The sequence below is a fragment of the Spiroplasma ixodetis genome, from assembly GCF_040369795.1.
Classification (GTDB): domain Bacteria; phylum Bacillota_I; class Bacilli_A; order Mycoplasmatales; family VBWQ01; genus Spiroplasma_E; species Spiroplasma_E ixodetis_B.
The window spans coordinates 650,865-671,229 of sequence record NZ_AP028955.1; the positions used below are offsets into that span (position 1 = coordinate 650,865).

At 23.5% G+C, this 20,365-nt stretch carries 24 protein-coding genes and 1 pseudogene; 17 read left to right on the forward strand and 8 right to left on the reverse strand.

Going from position 1 to position 20,365, the window contains the following annotated elements:
- Positions 1 to 21 precede the first annotated feature (21 nt).
- From ABWV63_RS04735 to ABWV63_RS04755, 5 genes are all read right to left on the reverse strand, one after another.
- Positions 22 to 1,143 carry a site-2 protease family protein gene (locus tag ABWV63_RS04735; RefSeq protein ID WP_353307021.1) on the reverse strand — a complete coding sequence of 374 codons (1,122 nt, stop codon included), beginning with the start codon at positions 1,141 to 1,143 and terminating at the stop codon, positions 22 to 24.
- A 24-nt stretch (positions 1,144 to 1,167) separates the two neighbouring features.
- Positions 1,168 to 2,181, reverse strand: coding sequence for a phosphatidate cytidylyltransferase (locus tag ABWV63_RS04740; RefSeq protein ID WP_353307022.1), 1,014 nt, complete (start codon positions 2,179 to 2,181; stop codon positions 1,168 to 1,170).
- A gap of 34 nt (positions 2,182 to 2,215) precedes the next feature.
- A complete protein-coding gene (locus ABWV63_RS04745; protein WP_353307023.1) occupies positions 2,216 to 2,758 on the reverse strand; it encodes a ribosome-recycling factor in 543 nt (180 codons plus the stop codon).
- 1,122 nt (positions 2,759 to 3,880) lie between these two features.
- Positions 3,881 to 4,213: a hypothetical protein gene (locus tag ABWV63_RS04750; protein ID WP_353307024.1), complete on the reverse strand. Its 333-nt coding sequence runs from the start codon at positions 4,211 to 4,213 to the stop codon at positions 3,881 to 3,883.
- A 180-nt stretch (positions 4,214 to 4,393) separates the two neighbouring features.
- The gene (locus tag ABWV63_RS04755) at positions 4,394 to 5,260 is read right to left on the reverse strand and encodes a hypothetical protein (RefSeq protein WP_353307025.1); all 867 of its coding nucleotides are present in this window, start codon (positions 5,258 to 5,260) and stop codon (positions 4,394 to 4,396) included.
- A gap of 548 nt (positions 5,261 to 5,808) precedes the next feature.
- Between ABWV63_RS04755 and ABWV63_RS04760 the strand changes: the two genes are divergently transcribed.
- The 17 genes and pseudogenes from ABWV63_RS04760 (at position 5,809) to ABWV63_RS04840 (ending at position 17,628) form a co-directional block, all read left to right on the forward strand.
- Entirely contained in the window at positions 5,809 to 5,940 is a 132-nt protein-coding gene (locus ABWV63_RS04760) for a hypothetical protein (RefSeq protein WP_353307026.1), read from the forward strand.
- A gap of 111 nt (positions 5,941 to 6,051) precedes the next feature.
- A complete protein-coding gene (locus ABWV63_RS04765) occupies positions 6,052 to 6,759 on the forward strand; it encodes an IS3 family transposase (RefSeq protein ID WP_353307181.1) in 708 nt (235 codons plus the stop codon).
- Between the two features lie 114 nt (positions 6,760 to 6,873).
- Positions 6,874 to 7,116, forward strand: coding sequence for a transposase family protein (locus ABWV63_RS04770; protein WP_353307027.1), 243 nt, complete (start codon positions 6,874 to 6,876; stop codon positions 7,114 to 7,116).
- A 389-nt stretch (positions 7,117 to 7,505) separates the two neighbouring features.
- Positions 7,506 to 8,681 carry a transcription termination factor NusA gene (nusA, locus tag ABWV63_RS04775; RefSeq protein WP_353307028.1) on the forward strand — a complete coding sequence of 392 codons (1,176 nt, stop codon included), beginning with the start codon at positions 7,506 to 7,508 and terminating at the stop codon, positions 8,679 to 8,681.
- 18 nt (positions 8,682 to 8,699) lie between these two features.
- On the forward strand, positions 8,700 to 8,990 hold the full coding sequence (locus tag ABWV63_RS04780) for a YlxR family protein (RefSeq protein ID WP_338957115.1): 291 nt from the start codon (positions 8,700 to 8,702) through the stop codon (positions 8,988 to 8,990).
- A gap of 27 nt (positions 8,991 to 9,017) precedes the next feature.
- On the forward strand, positions 9,018 to 10,847 hold the full coding sequence (gene infB / locus ABWV63_RS04785) for a translation initiation factor IF-2 (protein WP_353307029.1): 1,830 nt from the start codon (positions 9,018 to 9,020) through the stop codon (positions 10,845 to 10,847).
- 1 nt (position 10,848) lies between these two features.
- Positions 10,849 to 11,208 (forward strand): 30S ribosome-binding factor RbfA, encoded by a 360-nt coding sequence (gene rbfA / locus ABWV63_RS04790; protein WP_353307030.1) that lies wholly within the window; start codon positions 10,849 to 10,851, stop codon positions 11,206 to 11,208.
- Between the two features lie 153 nt (positions 11,209 to 11,361).
- Complete coding sequence (locus ABWV63_RS04795; RefSeq protein ID WP_353307031.1) at positions 11,362 to 11,547, forward strand: agmatine deiminase family protein; 186 nt, start codon at positions 11,362 to 11,364, stop codon at positions 11,545 to 11,547.
- Positions 11,548 to 11,727: 180 nt separating this feature from the next.
- A complete protein-coding gene (locus ABWV63_RS04800) occupies positions 11,728 to 11,877 on the forward strand; it encodes a hypothetical protein (protein ID WP_353306402.1) in 150 nt (49 codons plus the stop codon).
- A gap of 186 nt (positions 11,878 to 12,063) precedes the next feature.
- Positions 12,064 to 12,549 (forward strand): IS630 family transposase, encoded by a 486-nt coding sequence (locus tag ABWV63_RS04805; RefSeq protein ID WP_353307032.1) that lies wholly within the window; start codon positions 12,064 to 12,066, stop codon positions 12,547 to 12,549.
- Positions 12,550 to 12,693: 144 nt separating this feature from the next.
- Positions 12,694 to 12,897 carry a hypothetical protein gene (locus ABWV63_RS04810; protein ID WP_353307033.1) on the forward strand — a complete coding sequence of 68 codons (204 nt, stop codon included), beginning with the start codon at positions 12,694 to 12,696 and terminating at the stop codon, positions 12,895 to 12,897.
- Positions 12,827 to 13,144 (forward strand): hypothetical protein, encoded by a 318-nt coding sequence (locus ABWV63_RS04815; RefSeq protein WP_353307034.1) that lies wholly within the window; start codon positions 12,827 to 12,829, stop codon positions 13,142 to 13,144. The genes ABWV63_RS04810 and ABWV63_RS04815 overlap by 71 nt, the downstream gene beginning before the upstream one ends.
- A 175-nt stretch (positions 13,145 to 13,319) precedes the next feature.
- The gene (locus ABWV63_RS04820) at positions 13,320 to 13,676 is read left to right on the forward strand and encodes a transposase family protein (RefSeq protein WP_353307035.1); all 357 of its coding nucleotides are present in this window, start codon (positions 13,320 to 13,322) and stop codon (positions 13,674 to 13,676) included.
- Between the two features lie 7 nt (positions 13,677 to 13,683).
- Entirely contained in the window at positions 13,684 to 13,905 is a 222-nt protein-coding gene (locus ABWV63_RS04825; protein ID WP_353305571.1) for a transposase, read from the forward strand.
- Between the two features lie 397 nt (positions 13,906 to 14,302).
- Complete coding sequence (locus tag ABWV63_RS04830) at positions 14,303 to 14,518, forward strand: hypothetical protein (protein WP_353307036.1); 216 nt, start codon at positions 14,303 to 14,305, stop codon at positions 14,516 to 14,518.
- Positions 14,519 to 15,081: 563 nt separating this feature from the next.
- Positions 15,082 to 16,332 (forward strand): IS256 family transposase, encoded by a 1,251-nt coding sequence (locus tag ABWV63_RS04835; protein ID WP_353307037.1) that lies wholly within the window; start codon positions 15,082 to 15,084, stop codon positions 16,330 to 16,332.
- A 57-nt stretch (positions 16,333 to 16,389) separates the two neighbouring features.
- Positions 16,390 to 17,628, forward strand: a pseudogene (locus tag ABWV63_RS04840) (IS256 family transposase).
- A 129-nt stretch (positions 17,629 to 17,757) separates the two neighbouring features.
- Here ABWV63_RS04840 and ABWV63_RS04845 read toward each other — a convergent pair.
- The 3 genes from ABWV63_RS04845 to ABWV63_RS04855 form a co-directional block, all read right to left on the reverse strand.
- A complete protein-coding gene (locus ABWV63_RS04845) occupies positions 17,758 to 18,399 on the reverse strand; it encodes a BspA family leucine-rich repeat surface protein (RefSeq protein WP_353307038.1) in 642 nt (213 codons plus the stop codon).
- 470 nt (positions 18,400 to 18,869) lie between these two features.
- Positions 18,870 to 19,928 (reverse strand): MSC_0882 family membrane protein, encoded by a 1,059-nt coding sequence (locus ABWV63_RS04850; RefSeq protein ID WP_353307039.1) that lies wholly within the window; start codon positions 19,926 to 19,928, stop codon positions 18,870 to 18,872.
- A gap of 19 nt (positions 19,929 to 19,947) precedes the next feature.
- Positions 19,948 to 20,253 carry a hypothetical protein gene (locus tag ABWV63_RS04855; RefSeq protein WP_353307040.1) on the reverse strand — a complete coding sequence of 102 codons (306 nt, stop codon included), beginning with the start codon at positions 20,251 to 20,253 and terminating at the stop codon, positions 19,948 to 19,950.
- Positions 20,254 to 20,365: the final 112 nt, after the last annotated feature.

A 20,365-nucleotide genomic window follows, 5' to 3' on the forward strand; every position in this document is an offset into this window, starting at 1 on the left:
TTATGGAATATGTCTAAAGAATTAAAAAAATATATCTTTAATAGTAATGGCGATAAAGATAACTAAAAATAATATAGCTCCAGCAATAGTAACAATAATTTTATATTTTTCATTTAATTTTTTTCTCGTTACTGCTTCAACTGCATTTTCAACAAATTTATAACCATCCAATGGCGGAATTGGTAACATATTTAATAAAAATAAATTAGATGATAATAATGCTGCTCAACGAAAATATGTACTTGCTACTTGTGTTGATGATAAATCAGGATTTAAAAAACTATTAGTTGATTTAACAATACCAACAGGTCCTGATAAATTTTGTCAATGAAAAGTAACTAATTGTCCCAATGCTTGTAAAAGACTGTAACTATCTTTAAAACCATCAATGATACCATTACTAATAACTTGTCCTGCATTTAAATAATAACTGCCTTGACTAACACCAATGAATAGTACTCCTTTTTGTTCTACTGGTTTAAAAGTAACAGTTTTATCATCTTTATTATCAAAAGTAATTTCGTAATCAGCAATAACTGTACCATTAGTAGTCTTTTTATTATATTTACTTAATCATGCTTCTAAATCATAATATGATTTAATTGATTGTTTAGATTCAATATCACCAGTATTATAAATACTAGTAATAGCATCAGTATCTAAAATTTTAAAAGTTGGATTATATTCATTATATTTTTGAACAGTTTCATATAATGGTCCTGTTGTTGCGTAAGTTGGTGGCAAGTTAGGATCATATTTATGTGGGTAAATTCCATATCCAATCATTAATAAAATAAAAGCTAATAATAAATTCATTAGTGCACCTGCACTAATGAAAACTGCTTTTTTACCACGTTGCAAGTTTTCCATCATTCGTTTACTATCAATTACTTCATCTTCTCGTCCTTTAGGAGCATCAGCAATTTCTGAAGCAATAGAAACATAACCACCCAATGGTAATAGTCTTAAAGTATAACGTGTTTCTTTTTTACCTCACTGCAAAAATTTTGGTCCCATACCAATAGCGAATTCATATACATATGCTCCTGATAATTTAGCAATTACAAAATGAGCAAATTCATGCAAGGTAATTAAAAATAATATTGTAAATAAACCAATTAAAATGGCTAAAAATATATACATAACTTCATCCTTAAATTTTATATATTAAGCAATAACTTCTAGAGTAATTAGAGAACCAAAAATAACTACTGTTGAAAATGAATCTAAACGATCTAATAATCCTCCATGTCCAGGTAGAATATTTGAAAAATCCTTAACATGATAATTACGTTTCAAATAAGAAAATAATAAATCACCTATTTGACTAACGATTGAAAGAATAAAAATAGTAGCAAAATAAGCAATATAGATTGGCGCTTTACTATTAACTTCTAAAAAAGGCAATGGATTATAATTGCTTGTTTCTAAAAAAATAATCACTGTTATCATACTTAAAATAATTGCTGTTATTAAACCGGTAATAGCACCTTCTCAAGTTTTATTTGGTGATATACTTGGTGCCATTTTTGTTTTACCATAAATTATACCACCAATAAAAGCACCAACATCATTAGACATAACAATAATGAATAAAAACAATAATGTTGGTCATCCTAGTTTTGAAAGTTTAATTTCTGATAACATTAAAAAATTAACAGCTTTAACAACAAATACTAAATAAATAATTCAAGTAAAAATAAAAACAACATCACTTAATTGAAAATTTTTACTTCGTCAAGTAATTAAAAGAAAAATACAAATGAAAAATAATAAAGTTAATAAAGTCATTCAAGTTTCAAATCAATAATGATTATAAATATATGGGCCAAAAGTTTCCTTACCAAGTGGAACTCATAAAAGTATGACTCCTGTTAAAATTATAAAAATTTTAAGTAAAACTGATCAATTTGATTGTTTTCTTAAATTAATAATTTCTCATAAACAATCAACAAAAATTAAAGTATTAATTATCATAAATGTATAGGCTGATCACTGTGGTTTATTACCAAAAATTGGTTCTAAATAAACTGCGCCAATAAACATTCATAATACGCCACAAGCAATTAACATAAAACTTGTAAGAATACGATTTCGATAGGTTCTAAAAAAATTACTAAGTTTTGCAAAAAAAGAAACTTTAGATTTTATATTTTCTTTATTTATTATCTTTTTTTTCACAATATTTAACCCCTAACTATTTATTGCTTTATTGCTAAATTTTCATTAAATCGGCTTTTTTAATATTTTCTATTAATACAAGTTCTTTAATTTTACTATCAGTTAAATCTTGAATTGTAGTTTCTGCATGCTTTTCTTGATCTTCTGGTAATTTTATTTTTTTCAGATTTTGAACAGTATCACGTCGACAATTACGGATTTTAACTTTATATTCTTCAGTTTTTTTACTCAAATCTTTAACTAAAGATTTACGAACGTCTTCTGTTAATTGTGGGAAAATTAAACGTATATTCTCTGCTTCGCTTTTAATTTGTAATTTCAAATCAGCTTTTGTAACAGCTTCTGTAATGTCTTTAATTAAACTACGATCATATGGTTTAATTAATAATTGATGTGCTTCTGCTACTTTAACTTGCGCAATATTACTTAAATTATCAACACCACCATAACATTTAACATTAACTCGTTCTAAGATATTAGGATTAACTCTCCCGGTGCGAATTTTGTTAATTTCATTTTTATAACGTAAAATTATTTCATTCATCAGATTTGTGGCTTCTAAAATAATAACTTCCATATTTGTTTTCCTCCTAGTTAATAATTTAAAGTTGTTTTTAAATCAAACTATAAAAATTATATAATAATTTTTATTAAAACCAATGGAAAACTATTTAAAAAAATAAAAAACATCATTAATTAATGATGTTTTTTATTAATATCTTTGGATTTTATTTTCATCATTTTTTAAATCAACTAATATAAAAATACCACCAATAATACCTAATGCAGCACCAAAGATAATTCTTAATATTGCTAAAGCAATTTTTTGATCAGTAGTCGCTTCACCTTTACTTACTTTTTTTTATAAAATAAAACCGGGTATTGTTCATAATAAAGGAATTATAAAAATTGATTCTAAAATAAAAATAATAAATATTAATATACTTCCTGCTTTTAACATATTTTTTCCCCTTCTTTAATTTTTATAATTAATAATTTTAAAGTTTAGTTTTTTAACTTATCAATGTTATAACTTTAATTTCTTCTGATTTCAAATCTCTAATTATTAATAATTTTCATTTGTATTAATAGTAACAAAAAAATATGATAATTAACAATAACTGTAATTATATTTTTTAAAATATTTAATGATTTAAACAGTTGGTGGCATACCACAATCTATTCTAGGTAAAAGATGAACACCACCAAAATATATCGCTAAATAAACTTTTAAATTTCTAAAATTTCCTGTTACTAATGGACCATCATCAACTCTAGCATGGAACTGAGTACTAACATTTGTATTAAATATTTGAACTAGAGAATCAAATTGTTTTTGTTTACTTTCTGAATTTATTACTAATTTAAAATTAGCAACAGACTCACCTTGTTTAAATCATTGCGTAACAGTTAATTTTAAAGCATTTTTATCACTAATAAGTTCAGTAATAACTATCTTTGAAATGTTTAATCCATCATTTTTAGCAGTATTGATAGTATAAGATTTTACTACACTATCATCATCTTTGCTTATAATATCAATTTGACAATTACCAGCAAGAACTTTAAAATCAGTTCCTGTATTATTTTCTTCAGTTTTACCCGCTTCAGTAATTGTAATTTTTGCAGATAAGGTAGTAATTTTTTTAACATCATCAGATGAATATTCTTCATTTTCACTACCACTTGTAATTCCTAATTATTTCAAAAATGCTGCAGCATCAGCATCTTTTGCTTGATTTGGATTTCTAATGTCGTTTGCGTTTAATAAACTGTTTTTAAAATTAGTCATCATAATTTTTGTGTCATCAGCCTCAATTGAATACTTCTCTTTACCAGTAGTTTCATCCCTCTTTAATTCTTGATTAATTAAACTCGTATTTTTGTCACTATATCAGTCTAATAATTTTTCATATTTACCATTTAATATTGGTACTTTTTTTTCAAAATCACAGGCAACAATTGAACTTTCTGCAGTTGTAATTAAAGTAGTGGCAGCCATTAATCGTAATAATCTTTTTATATTTTTCATATAATGTTTTCTCCTCTTTTAGATAATTTTCTAAAAAATATAAATTATTTTCTGCTATTTATTATATATTCTTCTTGATTTGAAACTATTTTTATAATTTTAATTATTAATAATATTTTTTAAATGATAAAAAAGAATATAAATTAAAAAAGATTGTAATTGCAATCTTTTAAAATATATTTAAACTTGTGGAGTCCCAAAATCTATAGTAGTTGTAACTTTTAATTCTCCAAATTTTACGGTTAAGTATACTTTTTGAGCTGCATACTTAATTATCGCTGTTTGACCTTGAGCATCAGAAGTTCAAACTAATGATACTTTATCTTTACTAAATAAGTTAACTAAATAATTATATAGATTTTTTTCTTTAGAATTATCAGTTTTTCAAGGTAAAGACTTAAGTACATCTTTGCCTTGTTCAAATCCATTAGCTTTAGTTAAATCCAATTTTGCTGATTGTACAAGCGTACCTACTTGAGTAGGAACACCTAATGTATCTTTCTTAAGAGTATTAATAGTATATTTTTTTACAGATTTGGCATCTTTTCCAGTTGCCTTATCCATAATATTAATTTTACAAGTACCAGCAGCAACATTAAAATCAGTATTTCCGCTATTTGCTTCAATTTTACCTGCTTCAATACTTTCAACTTTTGCAGATAAAGCAGTAATCCCTTTAACATCATCAGCTGAATAAAACTTCTTGCTATCAGGTGTAAATCCTAAATCTTTTAAAAAGGCTGCAGCATCGTTACTTACTGCTTGAGATTTATTAGAATCAGCACCATCACCTGCTTTTAATAATTTTTCATTAAATTTAGTTGCTGTAATTTTTGTATTATCAGCAGCAACAATAGCAATTGAATAATTTTCTTTGCCAGAAACACTTTCATCTTTTTTTAGTTCTTGCTTAATTATACTTGTATTTTCATCACTATATCATTGTACTAATGTTTCGTATTTGCCATTCAATGCTGGCGCTTTTGTTTGAGTTCCACATGCAACAACTGAACTTGCTGCAACTGTTGTTAAAGCAGCAGCGCCCATTAATCGTAGTAATGTTTTCATGTTTCTCATATTGTTTTTCTCTTTTAGATAATTTTTCTGAAAAATATAAACTATTTTCTGTTATTAATTATACATTCTTTTTTATTTGGTGTTCTTTTTATAATATTTTTCATTATTAAGTGTTATTTTGATTTTTTAAAAAAAATAATTTCAAAAATGTTATGATTAAATTAAAATTATTATTATTTTTTATATTTAAAAATTAAGAACAGAAAATAAAAATACATTTTTTTAATTAAAATTTCAAGGACAGAAGATTACTAGAAAAATTAATTTATTTATTAAATTTTGTTCGTTTATAAAATGTGTTTTTAATAGTCTAATTGTTCTTTATGAATTTGAATGTTTTCTGGATTATTATTATTGAAAATAATTTAATTGTATGGGTTACACTTTATTGGACACTAATTACGTAGACAAGTGAACAAATTAGTTAAAAGAAAGGAATTATAATTACGGCCAATATTAACTCATATTCAGATGAATTTAAAAAACAAATAGTAGCTTTATATCAAAGTGGTAAGTCAGTGTTTTGTCTTGCTAAAGAGTACAATGTTACAAGAGCAGCTACTTATAATTGAATTAAGCAATTTACTAATTCAGGCAGGTTTAAAACTAAAGATAACCGTTCTGTTGAAGAAAACGTATTAATTTGATAAATTAAGAAAAGAATTAAAACAGTTACGAATGGAAAATGATATTTTAAAGCAAGCAGCACTAATAATAGGCAGAAAATAGAAATTATTACTAAAAATAAAGTTAAATATAAAATTCGTACAATGTGTCGTTTTTTAAAAATCTCTAAATCAACATATTATTTTAATTTCAAGAAAAAAGAAGATAAAATTCAAAATAATATGTATGATGAAGCTGTTATTAGTGTTTTTAAAGAAAATAAAGAAGCTTATGGAACAAGAAGATTAAAATTTGTTCTAAAAGAAAAGAAAATTAATTTATCAAGACGAAAAATTAAAAAAATTATGAATAAACATAATTTAATATCAAAATACAATAAATTATCATACAAAAATTATCATAATAAAGTGAATGATAGTCAAATTACTAATCTCGTTAATAGAGACTTTAATAATATGCTTAAAAATGAAGTTATTGTTAGTGATTTAAATTATGTTCAAGTTAATGATAAATGAAACTATATTCGCTTATTAATCGACCTGTACAATCGCGAAATTATTGGACATAGTGTAGGTAATAAAAAAGATGCATCATTAGTATATCAAGCATTTATGTTCTCAAATCATTGTTTAAAAAATATTCAAATATTTCATAGCGATCTCGGTAATGAATTTAATAATAAAACTATTGATAAACTTTTATTAGCCTTCAATATTACCCGCTCTTTAAGCAAAAAAGGTTGCCCTTATGATAACGCTGTTGCTGAAGCAACTTTCAAAACTTTCAAAACAGAATTTATTAATGATAAAAATTTTACATCATTAATCCAATTAAAATTATAATTATTTGATTATATCAATTGATACAACAACATAAGAATCCACAGCACTCTAAACTACTTAACCCCCATAAAACACCAAGCACAAATGTCTACCAAAAAACAGTCCTAAAAAAGGTTGCCATCCCAAAATATTTATAAAAATACTATATTACCAATTAAAAAAACTAAAAACAAAAAATTAACTAAACAAGAAAAAATCTACAATAAAATTATTTCAAAAATTAGAATTAAAGTTGAACATGTTTTTGCTTGATTAAAAAGATTCAAAATTTTAATAAATAAATGTAGAAAAAGTATATTTAGAATTATGTACTTAAGATTTAACTTACTTTGTGAAATTTTTATCAAGTTAATATAAAAATAATATTAACAATTTTTGTGTTTGAAATATAAATTTATTTTTAAAGTATTTTTTTAAAAATATTAACTTCTATAATTATTAACACTAAAAAATTTATAAATATTATTATTGACAATTGATTAAATTTATTTACGGAATATGTCTAATATAATCTACGATAATAAAAGTCTATCATTTAATAAATTTCTATTGTTTTCAAATTAATAATATTGTATAATTAACAATGAATTAGAATTATAGCAAGACAGCTAACAGCTGTCTTTATTATTTCTAGTGTAATATATTTTATTTTTTTATTTAAGTATATTTTCATTTTGAAATAAATCTATTTCAAATACTATTAAATAATAAACAACAATGTTTATAAAAAACAAGGAGGAGAAAAAGTGGACAAAGAAATTAGTCAAATCATTTTAAATGCCATAAATGAAATTGCTGAAGAAAAACAAATAGCAAAAGAAGATATCATTGAAGCTTTAAAAGAAGGACTAAAAAAAGCATATGAATATCAAAGTCATCGTGATGATAGTACAAATATCAGAATTGAAATTGATCAAAATAAAGGTACTATTAAAATTTTAAAGGATTTAATTGTTGTTCCAAAAGTTGAAGATCCTGAATTAGAAATTGCGCTTTCAACTATTAAAACAAAGAATCCCGGCTTAACAATTGGTGATACATATACGCAAATAATTCCTAGTGATCAATTCTCTCGTTTATCAATTTTTAAAGCCATTCAAGTAGTTAAACAATCAATTCGTGAAGCAGAAAAAACATCAATTTATGATGAATTTATTGATAAAAAGGATCACATATTAATTGGTACTATTGAAAGAGTTGAAGAAACTTATATGTTAATTAAAATTGGTAGAGCCTATGCTTTCTTACCAAAACAAAATCAAATCCCTAGTGAGATCTTACCAAAAAATAAACCAATTGCTAATAATACTTATATCAAATTTTATGTTGAAGATATTATTAAAAATAAAAACTATGGTCAAATTTTAGCATCAAGAACTCACGTTAATTTTTTACGTTGTTTACTAGAATTAGAAGTTCCTGAAATCGCACAAGGCGTAATCGAAGTTAAAGATATTGCTCGTATTCCTGGAATTAGAGCTAAGGTTGCAATTGTTAGTCATGATCCAAGCATTGATGGTATTGGTGCATGTATTGGCCCAAAAGGAGAAAGAACAAAACTAATTACGCAAGAATTAAGTGGCGAAAAAATTGACATTATTGCCTGAAATCCTAATATAAAAGAATATATAATTAACGCTTTAACACCAGCTAAAGTTATTTCAATTGATATTAATGAAGAAGAAAAACAAGCAAATATTATTGTTCTTACTGAACAATTATCATTAGCTATTGGTAAAAATGGTATGGCTGCTAAATTAGTTGCCGGTGTAACTCACTGAAATATTAATATTACTTCATTAGAACAAGCAAATGAAAATAATATTAAATTTACTTGAAATGGTAATATTAAAGAAAGTGAATATGAAAAGTTTATATCTGAATTATTAAAAAAAACACAATGAAAAAATAAAAATCAATAAACAATAAAGTAGGTCATTATGAATAAAATACCTTTAATTCAACGTAAAAAAATACCAATGCGTAAATGTATAGTTACAAATACTATTTTACCTAAACGTGAATTAATTAGAATTGTTATTAATAAAGAAGGACAATTATTCATTGATAAAACTGGCAAACAAAATGGTCGAGGTGCCTATATCCAACCTAAACTTGAATTAATACCTTTGCTTATTAAAAATAAGGCATTAGAACGAGCATTAAAAACAAAAATTCCAAATGAATTTTATGAACAATTAATTAATGAAATTAAAAAAAATTGAGATTAATTTTCCCAAGCGAAAGGCGGGATGCAAATGGCAAAAAAACGAATATCTCAACAAACACAAAATATTAATCAACAACTAAAACAAAAAACATCTCAAATTAATGAAAAAGGAGTATTTTTATATAACGAACCATTAACTATTTCAGAATTTGCTAAAGCATTGCATCATCCAGTAACTGACATTATTAAATACTTCATGAAACAAGGCAAACTATTTAATCAAAATCAAATATTAACTCAAGAATTAATGTTTGAACTTTGTTTGGAATGAAATATTGATTTTGAAAAAGCTAAAGTGGTAACATATGAAAACTTATTAGAAAATATTAATCTCGAAGATGATAAAAAAAATTTAGTAACTCGACCACCTGTTGTTACAATTATGGGCCATGTTGATCATGGAAAAACAACACTATTAGATACTATCCGTAATTCTAAAGTTACTAATCAAGAACACGGTGGTATTACTCAACATATTGGCGCTTATCAAATTAAAACTAATAATAAATTAATTACTTTTATTGATACCCCAGGTCACGAAGCATTTACTGAAATGCGTTCACGTGGTTCTAAAATTACTGATATTGTTGTTCTAGTAGTTGCTGGTGATGATGGTGTGATGCCACAAACTCGTGAAGCAATTGACCATGCAAAAGTAGCTGGCGTTTCAATTATTGTTTTTGTTAATAAAATGGATAAACCAAATGTTAATACTGATCGCATTATGAATGAACTAGCTAATTGTGATTTAACTAGTGAAGAATGAGGTGGCGATACTATTTTTGTTTATGGTAGTGCTTTAAAAAATCAAGGAATTGATAAATTATTAGAAGCAATATTAGTAATTGCTGAATTAAAAGAACTAAATGCTAATCCAAATCGATTTGCTAATGGAACTGTTATCGAATCTCATCATGATAAAAATGTTGGTTCAATTTGTACTTTATTAATACAAGGTGGAACACTAAAAGTTACTGATATTGTAGTCGCGGGTAGCGTTAAAGGAAAAATTAAACGTCTTATTAATGATACTGGTAAAATAATTACTGAAGCCGGACCTTCAATGCCTGTTCAAGTTTTAGGATTTGAAACAGCCCCTACTCCTGGTGAATCTTTTATTGTTTTTAATGATGATAAATTAGCAAGAAAAGTATCAATAGTACGACAGACAGAAGAAACAAATAAAATTAGAAATAATCGACAAATTAGTTTAGGTAATTTAACACAAGATGTTGCTACAGGTGAATTAAAACAAATTAATGTTATTTTACGAGCAGATACTCAAGGTTCAGTGCAAGCAATCGTTCAAGCAGTAAATAAAATTAATGTTAATGATATTACTGTTAAGTTTATTAGAGCAACTATTGGTGGTATTAGTGAATCAGATATTAAACTTGCTCAAACTTCAGGAAGTATTATTTATGGTTTCAATGTTAGCCCCAATCATGTTATTCGTGAAGCTGCTAACAATGCCGGTGTTGAAATTAGATTACATAATATCATTTATAAAATAACTGAAGAATTAGAATTGGCTGCTAAAGGTTTATTAGAACCAACTTATGAAGATAAAATTCTTGGTCAAGCACGAGTTATTAAAACTTTTCATTTTTCAAAAGTAGGAACAATTGCTGGTTGTGTTGTCATTAATGGTTTCATTCAACGTAATAGCAAAGTTCATATCATTCGTAATGATGTTGTTATTTATAACGGTGAAATCAGTGGTTTAAAACATGAAAAAAATGATTTAAAAATTGCTAAAAAAGAAACTCAATGTGGCGTTACTATTAGAAATTTTAATGACTTAAAAGAAAATGATATTATTGAATCATATTTAGTAGAAGAAGTGGAGACAAAATAGGATGTCTATCATTAAATTTGAACAACAAGAAAGTTTCTTAAAAAAAGAAATTACCAATATATTAAAAAAAGAATCAAAAAATATTCTTTTCAAAGATATCACTATTACTAATGTAAAAATAACAAAAGATAACAGTTATGCTACCATTTATTGAACAGTTTACTTAGATAATTTAGATATTAAAACCATTATTAATGCTTTAAAAAAAGCGAAAGGTTTTTGTCGAAGCGCACTTGCTAAAACAAGTAATAAATATAAAGTTCCAGAATTACGATTTAAATATGATAATACCAACACTAGAGTTAAAAACATTGAAGAAATATTAAAAAATATCAAAAATAATAATTATTCAAATGAATAAAAAGAATTAAAATTTTTTTATAATAATTATTAAATAATTACTATAAAACACTATTTAAAAAAATAAAATTATTAGTATAATAAAAAAGGAATCATCAATAAAATAAGGTAATTATTCAGTAGCTACTAAGTAAGAAAGGAAAGCTACTATTTAATGGCACAAAAAATTTATTCAACACCAAATAGTGATGATTTTTATGTTATTCCTGAATTTTTAGAACATCAACAATGTTGAATGTCATGACCAGAAAGAACCAATAATTTAAGATTACGTGATAAACCAGCACAAGAAAAAATAAGTAAACTTGCTAATATTATTAGTGAACATGAACATGTATAGCTAACTAAAGTAATGTTTACTCATAAATAATGTAAAATAATAATATGTAATTTAAACAGTTTTTTAATTTAAAAGTACAATTCAGCAATATTTAAAATAGATTAGGAATATTAAATTATGCCAAAACCATAAAGTGAAGACTTACGAAGAAAAGCAATAGAAGCCTATGAAAGTAAAAACATGAAAATTAAAGAAATTTGTAAAGTGTTCAATATTACTAGAAAGACTTTATTCTTATGAAGAAAAATAAAAAAAGAAACTGGGCATATAAAACCAATTTTGAATTATCAAAAAGGACATAGCCACAAAATAAAGGATTTAGATGAATAAAAAAATTATTTAGCGCAAAATAAAGATGTTACAGTTCAAAAAGTAATTGAAAAATTTGTTGATACGACTAAAGAAACAGTTTATAACTATTTCAAAAAACTAAATTATACATATAAAAAAACTTTTCTATATGAACAAAGAGATAAAAATAAACAAGAAGATTTTTTAAAATAAATAGCTAAAATAATGAATGAATATTTAGTATATATTGATGAATCTGGAATTGATGATAATGAATTTTATAAATATGGTTGATCTGAAAAAGGTAAAAGATTATTTGATAATAAACCCGCATATAAAATAAAAAGAATGAGTATAATTGGTTCACTAAATAAAGGTAAATTAAAAGCCCTATGAGCATTTGAAGGACATTGCAACAGTAAAATTTTTGAATCATATGTAAAAAATATACTAATTCCAGTATTAAAGTGTGGACAAATTATAGTTTTAGATAATGCAACGTTTCATAAATCTAAATTAACACAACAATTAATTGAAAATTCTGGATGCAAACTATTATTTCTTCCACCATATTCTCCTAATTTAAATCCAATTGAACATTTTTGATTTGCTATAAAACATAATATAAGAAAAATATTACCAAATTATTGACCAAATATTAAAAAAGCGATTGATTTTTTTCAAGATATGAGTAAACATTACTTTAGTTAGCTATATATTAAATGAATTAAATTTTTTAAATAAACCATTTAAATTTGTTTGGTAATGTTTAGTAATCTGTGTAACTTACAAAAATAACTATGTTTAATTAATTCTAGTAAATAAAATTAAATAACTAGAAAGAGTGAGTTACGTATGTCTAAAAAACAAAATATTAATAATAATTATCCAATATCAAAAGCAGTAGATTTATTACTAGAAAATACTGAAGATTTAACAACAGTTTTTAAAGAGGGAGGTTTATATAAAGCATTAACAAAAAGATTAGTTGAAAAAAAGTTGCCATTCCACAGAAATTGGTTCTGAAAAAACTGCCAAATTAATTGAAAAATATGGTAATTTATATTTTGAAAATTTTGACCAAGCAAATTTAAAAGTTTGTGGAGATAGTGCAAAATGAATTATAAAAACTGCTACAATTTTAAATGCTAAATTTATTTTAGATAAATTCCATGATTTTCATGTTTTATATCTTGGTATAATGGCTGGAAGAAGAAAAAATCAAATTGCTAAATTACACTATCAAAATGCAATAACTTTATTTGAAAAAGGTCAATATTATGAATTAATTGATTTTTTACAATAGACATATTCCGTAAATAAATTTTTTAAAAGTCAATTAATAATTTAAAATTTATTTTATAATTTCTTTATTAATAAATTAATAAGGTGTTGATAAAAATGAATTTTGAAAATTTAAAAAAATTAAAAATGAACAATTTTATAGATATTTTGGTATAACACGTTTTCATTTTGATGAAATGTTAACAAAATTAATTGAAATAGAAAATTTAAAAAAAACTAAAGGTAGAAAATATAAACTTTCAGTTGAAGAAAGATTGATGATGACTTTAGTATACTGAAAAGAATATTATACTTTTTTCCAAATGAGTATTAAATATAAAATGAGTGCATCAAGTTGTTTTCGAAATATTACTTGAGTAGAAAATAAACTTAGTGATGACAAAGATTATCAGTTTTTAAAAACAAAATATAAATCAAAAATTGAGAAAAAACAAGAAGATTTAAATGAATTTCAATTTTATTTAATTGATTCAACTGAAATTGAAATTGAAAGACCAACTAAAAAAACTACAGTTAGAATATTTTTCTGGTAAAAGTTGAATGTTTTCTATAAAATTTCAAATTATATATGACTTTTTTAATAAAAAAATTGTTGATATTTTTGCTGATAATGGAAAAGTACATGATTTTCAAATATTAAAAAATTCAAATCTTGAATTTTCAGAAAAAACAATAATTATTGGTGATTTGGGATATCAAGGAATACAAAATATTTATAAAAATACTATATTACCAATTAAAAAACTAAAAATAAAAAATTAACTAAACAAGAAAAAATCTACAATAAAATTATTTCAAAAATTAGAATTAAAGTTGAACATGTTTTTGCTTGATTAAAAAGATTCAAAATTTTAATAAATAAATGTAGAAAAAGTATATTTAGACTTATGTACTTAAGATTTAACTTACTTTGTGAAATTTTTAATAAAACAAAACCATTAAAATAAAAAAATATTTTTAATATTTTTTTAAAAATTTAAATTTTTATCAAGTTAATATAAAAATAATATTAACAATTTTTGTGTTTGAAATATAAATTTATTTTTAAAGTATTTTTTTAAAAATATTAACTTCTATAATTATTAACACTAAAAAATTTATAAATATTATTATTGACAATTGATTAAATTTATTTACGGAATATGTCTAATCATTAACTTTGCAATATAAAAAATTAAAAGTTGGTTATTTTATTAATGCCAAAGATGGTGTATTAAACCAAGCATTAGTTGAAAATATTGGTTGCTTTACTGAAACTAATATTAAACAAATTTTAAAACATATGATTGGTGATAGAACTTATAACATTGATATGTATACAAAAATGGTTAATTTTAAATGCTATCAAATAAATACAGCCATCCGGTTATTATAAAATAAAATTAAAATTTTTAAAAAAAACCAAAAATAACATAAAACTTATTAAAGATGATTTAATAATAATTTTTGACTTATAAAAGTAAGTATTATTGTTGACTAATATTTTTCAAGTGTTAAGATTAACATACAGTTGCATACTAAATTCAAAATTATTCTCGTCTAACTTTATAATTTTAAGACAAATTTAAATATTATTGACAACATCGGTATGCTCCCAATATTTTTTATAAATATTTTTGGGAAATTTTAACTCGATATCGACAGTTATTAATTAAAAAAATATATTTTTTTCAAAATTATTATCACTACTATTTTCCTATATTTCATCAATAAGAAATTATAAAAGATTCTGCAATTACTATAATAATGTTATATATGATTGTAAAACATTATTGACGTTGAACATATATTATTGTATATCATAATATTTATATAAATTAATACGTATAAGTATTAAGTTTAATGGTAATGTTTAGTAATCTGTGTAAATTGCAAAAATAACTATGTTTAATTAATTATAGTAAATAAAATTAAATAAATAGAAAGAGTGAGTTACGTATGTCTAAAAAACAAAATATTAATAATAATGATCCAATATCAAAAGCAGTAGATTTATTACTAGAAAATACTGAAGATTTAACAACAGTTTTTAAAGAGCGATGTTTATATAAAGAATTAACAAAAAGATTAGTTGAAAAAATGTTGAATTCTGAAACGCAAAATTATTTAGGATATGAAAAAAATCAACATAATAATAGTGAAAATGCTCGCAATGGTATAAATTCAAAAAAATTAATAACTCAACAAGGTAAAATTGAGATTAATGTACCACGAGATCGTAATAGTAATTTTGAGCCAGTAATAGTTGCAAAAAGACAAAGAAGATTTGATGGTTTTGATCAACAAGTTATTTCATTATATGCCAAAGGCATGACTTTATCAGATATTAGAATGCAGTTACAAGAGTTATATCATGGTACTGATATTAGTGAAAGTGTTATTATTCAAATTACTGATGATGTTATTGATGATGTTAAAGCATGACAAAATCGGCCATTAGAAAGTGTTTATCCGATTGTTTATTTTGATTGTATAGTAGTTAAAGTACGACAAGATAAACGCATTATTAACAAATCAGTTTATATAGCACTAGGAGTTGATTTAGAAGGTAAAAAAGATGTTTTAGGTTTATGAATTAGTGAAAATGAAGGTTCTAAGTTTTGATTATCTAATTTCACAGAAATGAAAAATCGAGGCTTAAATGATATTCTTATTGCTTGTAGTGACAATTTAACAGGAATGTCAGAAGCAATACAATCAGTTTATCCTAAAACCGAACATCAATTATGCATAGTTCATCAAATTAGAAATAGTTTAAAATATGTTTCATACAAACATAGAAAATCACTAGTTACAGATTTAAAACCAATTTATAGTGCATGTAGTGAAGAACAAGCAATGCAAGCTTTAGAATCTTTTGAAAGTAAATGAAATAAACAATATCCTCAAATTGCTAAATCATGATATAAAAATTGAGATAATTTAATGGTTTTTATTAGTTATCATTCAGAAATCAAAAGAGTTATTTATACAACAAATGCTATTGAATCTGTTAATAGTCAATTACGAAAAGTTATTAGAAATAAAAAAGTTTTTCCAAATGATATGGCAGTTGTTAAAATATTTTACTTAGCAATTGAAAATATAACAAAAAAATGAACAACGCCCATTCAAAATTGAAATACAGCAATTGCTCATTTTATGATAAAATTGGTAATGTTTAGTAATCTGTGTAACTTACAAAAATAACTATGTTTAATTAATTCTAGTAAATAAAATTAAATAAATAGAAAGAGTGATTTACTTATGTCTAAAAAACAAAATATTAATAATAATGTTCCAATATCAAAAGTAGTAGATTTATTACTAGAAAATACTGAAGATTTAACAACAGTTTTTAAAGAGGGAGGTTTATATAAATAATTAACAAAAAGATTAGTTGAAAAAATGTTTAATTCTGAAATGCAAAATTATTTAGGATATGAAAAAAATCAACATAATACTAGTGAAAATGCTCGTAATGGTATAAGTTCAAAAAAATTAATAACCCAACAAGGTAAAATTGAGATTAATGTACCACGAGATCGTAATAGTAATTTTGAGCCAGTAATAGTTGCAAAAAGACAAAGAAGATTTGATGGTTTTGATCAACAAGTTCTTTCATTATATGCCAAAGGCATGACTTTATCAGATATTAGAATGCAGTTACAAGAGCTATATCATGGCGCTGATATTAGTGAAAGTGTTATTAGTCAAATTACTGATGATGTTCTTGATGATGTTAAAGCATGACAAAATCGGCCATTAGAAAGTGTTTATCCGATTGTTTATTTTGATTGTATAGTAGTTAAAGCACGACAAGATAAACACATTATTAACAAATCAGTTTATATAGTACTAGGAGTTGATTTAGAAGGTAAAAAAGATGTTTTAGGTTTATGAATTAGCGAAAATGAAGGTTCTGAGTTTTGATTATCTAATTTCACAGAAATGAAAAATCGAGGCTTAAATGATATTCTTATTGCTTGTAGTGACAATTTAACAGGAATGTCAGAAGCAATACAATTAGTTTATCCTAAAACCGAACATCAATTATGCATAGTTCATCAAATTAGAAATAGTTTAAAATATGTTTCATACAAACATAGAAAATCACTAGTTACAGATTTAAAACCAATTTATAGTGCATGTAGCGAAGAACAAGCAATGCAAGCTTTATAATCTTTTGAAAGTAAATGAAATAAACAATATCCTCAAATTGCTAAATCATGATATAAAAATTGAGATAATTTAATGGTTTTTATTAGTTATCCTGCAGAAATCAAAAGAGTGATTTATACAACAAATGCTATTGAATCTGTTAATAGTTAATTACGAAAAGTTATTAGAAATAAAAAAGTTTTTCCAAATGATATGGCAGTTTTTAAAATATTTTACTTAGCAATTGAAAATATAACAAAAAAATGAACAATGCCCATTCAAAATTGAAATACAGCAATTGCTCATTTTATGATAAAATTTGAATATAGAATTAATCTAAACTAGTAACTTTGTAAAAAGATACACAGATTTTTAAAAATCCTCAATTTTAATGAATTAATTTTTAAATTTTGGTAATTTGTTACAATTATCAATTCCTGAATTAACACTAAAATTTTTATGTTCTGTTACTTTTTATACATTTCATTTTGAAAGATCTTGATTAAAAATTTTAGCATTATAAAACATATAACTCATATCTTCTACATTAGATACGTTTCACTTTGATATATCTTGATTAAATATTGAAAATCAATCAAAAACATTGCTAAACATATAACCCATAAATTTTACATTTGAAGTATCTCATTTTTCAATATTTTGATTAAATTGTTTTGTACCTTCAAACATAGCTGACATATTTTTTACTTTTGAAGTATCTCATTTTTCAATATTTTGATTAAAAGATATAGCGCTATAAAACATACTGCTCATATCTCTTACATTTGAAGTATTTCAAGATGAAATGTCTTGATTAAATTCCTGTGCACCTTGAAACATACTTGACATATTTGTTACTTTTGAAGTATATCACTTTGAAATATCTTGATTAAATAACATAGCGCCATAAAACATTGAACTCATATCTATCACATTAGAAGTATTTCAAGATGAAATATCTTGATTAAATTTTTCAGTAAAACCAAAAGCACTAGAAAACATATTTTTTAAAGATGTGATTTCTGATGGTAATTGATTAGGTACTTTCTCAATTGTTACTGGCATTCTAACAACTTTAATTTCTCCATTTTCATTTTTATAAAAACCAATTTTCACAATTTCTTTAGTTTTTATAAGTAATAAATCATGTGCATTAGTTGTTTGTTTATTTCCGTTTTGATCAATATAAATTGTGTCTTGTTGATTTTTTTGTTGAACATCATTTTTTTCAAAATTATTCTTATGTATATTTGTATTTAAAAAAACTTTTTAAATTTGCTAATGCTGTTGTTCCAAGTGTTAAAACACTTAGTGTTGTTAATATTTTTTTTCATAAATTAATTATCCTTTGAAATCTATCCCTATAAATTTCTCATATTTCCCATTTTTTTTATTTCATTTTTTGGATTCAATATTTTATACAAGTTAATAATACATTAAATTTATAAAAAGTTATTAACCAATTAAATATTGTTAATAAATACTTACTTTTTTAAATTAAATTATTTAATAAAAATATTTACTAAAATAAATTAGTTTTTATTAAATAACATACTAATTATATGTAGATAATATTCAATATTTTTTTACTTTTTCTTTCTTCTTTTTAATACAAATATTGGAATAACAATTGCAAAAAATATTAAAGCAGTAAAACCAATAGTAATAATCATACATATTCTATTTATCTTTTTTTTGTATTGATTTAACTCTTGTGCATTAATAATTTCATAGCCATAATAACTTATAATATTACGTTTACGAAATTTAAAAATAACAATATTAATCATATGAATAAAGAAAATAACACCTAAAATAATTGTTAATGTTATTGCATCTTTAATAATATCAGGAACATTAACTGTTCATTTTTGAATAATAAAAGTTAATTTCTGACCACTAATCAAAAACATAATGCCAATAATAATACCAAGAACAATATAACTAATAATACTTATTCAATTAATAATTATCAAGTTAGCATGAATTTTACGATAATTTCTAATTATAAAATTAGGAGGTAATAGCAATCCTTTTAGTGTTCTTTCAATATATAAATCCACTTCTCTTCTTAATGTCACAAATTCAATAATATTAATCAAAATAATAGTAAGAGCAATAATCGCTAATGGAATAGTAATTACAGGATGAGGAATAATTTTTATGTTAATCATACCAAAATATAAACCAATAAAAGTTGAAGCAATAATTAATGTCATAACACCAATAAATAATAAAATCAATTGTTTTAGCTTCTCTGATTTAATTTCTCTGCTAATTGGTTTTGGAATTTTAAAACTATTTTTATAACTAACTATTTCCATAGTATTAAATGTTTGTGGTTGATCATAATACATATCTTTTTCTTTAGTGAAGTTTTCATTGATCGGCACTGTCTTTTTTTCTTGTAAAGGTATTATATAAGAACTAGTAACTTGTATATTTTTACCATCATATTTTTTTTCATTATAATCGTTTTCATTAAAATCAGAATTATTAATATTTTCTTTATTTTTATTAATTGGTGGTACAACATTGCTAAAATAAGTGTTATTATTAGTTGATTTTTGATAATCTTCTTTATCTGATAACCTATTTTTTTGTGAAAAAAATTTATCAAATAATTTAAATTTTATTTTAGACATATACATCACCTACATTTAATTAGTTAAAATATTTTTTCTTTTTAGAAATATGTTTACTTGAATAAAATTTTCTTTGTAATTTAGCAATTTCATGTTCAATTTCCAAAATTTTATCTTCAAATTGATAATCTTTTTCTTCTAAACTTAAGTATCCTTTAATAGAAATCCTTTTGCGTAAATACATTATTAATAAAATTGATAATAATAACAGAAAAATCAAAAGCGCTAATCAACCCATTGAATATAAAAAAGTAGTAATTGGAATCTCAAAACCTAAAAACTTAATGGTATTAGTACTACTATCATCACTTACTACCGCTAACACTAATTTCACCTCATACATTAGTATATAAATATTATAACAAAAACACCAAATCTAATTAATATTATCTATTTAATAGCTTATTTTCTGTTATAATAATTGTTTTAATAATAAA